At 61.5% G+C, this 1308-nt stretch carries 1 protein-coding gene; it reads right to left on the bottom strand.

Annotated features, from left to right (window positions below):
- Positions 1–881 precede the first annotated feature (881 nt).
- A complete protein-coding gene (locus tag ACZ54P_RS40710) occupies positions 882–1013 on the bottom strand; it encodes a hypothetical protein (protein WP_465466968.1) in 132 nt (43 codons plus the stop codon).
- Positions 1014–1308 lie beyond the last annotated feature (295 nt).

Raw genomic sequence — 1308 nt, 5'->3', positions numbered from 1 at the left:
AGTCGGCCACCGCACACCCCACGAAACCCGAACCAGCTACAGTCACCAACAAGCCGCGTGAAAACCCCGTGTCCGCCATCCGGGGGCAACTCCACACCGGTGCTGACCAGTGGATTTACGCGGCTCGTTCGTACTCGTTGATCATGCCTCCGAGAAGCCGCTGTTGTTTGATCCGCTGAGAGTTGTGATCTGCCACGGGGTGGGTCGGCCGGGGTGGCGAAGCTGCGGGAGCGGTGCGGTCGTCGACCGTTGTAGTGCCGGACGTAATCGACGAGCACGGCGTGCAGATGCCGCTCGTTGAGGATCAACATACGGTCGGTGAGCTAGGTTCTGGCCGTGAGCACGAACCGTTCGGCGTGACCGTTCGGCGTGGGCAACGCGGCGGAATCCTGATCGTCTCGATGCCCCCGTCGGCCAGGACGGCATCGAAGGAGGCCGTGAACTGGCCGGCCCGGTCTCGACATCCTTGGCGGTCGAGGATCGAGTACACAGATTTAACCAGTCACACACTCGCACCACGATCACATACGCCAGCCGAAACAACACAGTCGGTGAGCATCACATAACCATCGCGACGGAAAAACGGCAGGTCAGCGAACCAAGGTCGAGGCGTGGCACGGTACTGGCAACCCTCCGCGATTGTGCCTGAATCGGTACCCGCGACACCCCAGGTGTGCGTTGGAGTGAACCAGATAGGCCGATCGGGTGTACGTCACGACGATGTGTAAACGAATTGAGCCGCAGGTCGACCTATTTGGACGTCTGAAGTGACGCGGCGTGGTGCGTAGTGGACCGCGTATCCCGAAAGTGATTCCTTGAGGTGACGCCCACATGAGCAGCCATATCTATTCCCCGGTTCTTCGAACCGTCCACGCGTTCCGCTACCGTCCCCGGCACGCGCGCAGATCCCGCCCATGGGCGATCGTGACCACGATACTGGTGCTCGCGGTCGTGCTCGTGCCGATCGACCCGGCCACCGGATCGATGACGGCCGCGACCGCTGGCGGGATCATGATGGTGATCCGTCATGTTCGCCGGCTTCTGCGCCACGCGGACTCCAGGATCGAGACCATCTTCGCCGATGAACTCGACGCCCGCCCTCGCCAAGGGGTGGTTCCGACAAGGAGGGAGACCTGAACATGAGCTATCGGGAGTGCATGTTGTGAGAAGACGCTTATTTCGTAGTGGTGACAACCAAACTCCGGGCAGTCCCACACGGCGCGCTCCGGCCAGCGTTGCAGTGACGGTGTTCGATTTGGACAGTCGTGCACTGAAGTGGTTCAACTGTCCGGAAAGAGCGAGGCGCCT

It is taken from the genome of Amycolatopsis sp. NPDC034160, assembly GCF_055575355.1.
This window is presented reverse-complemented; position numbering and strand designations above follow the sequence as displayed.

Coding starts and splice junctions, on each gene's coding strand:
- ACZ54P_RS40710 (WP_465466968.1), bottom strand. CDS start 1,013: ATGATCCCGCCAGCGGTCGCGGCCGTCATCGATCCGGTGGCCGGGTCG.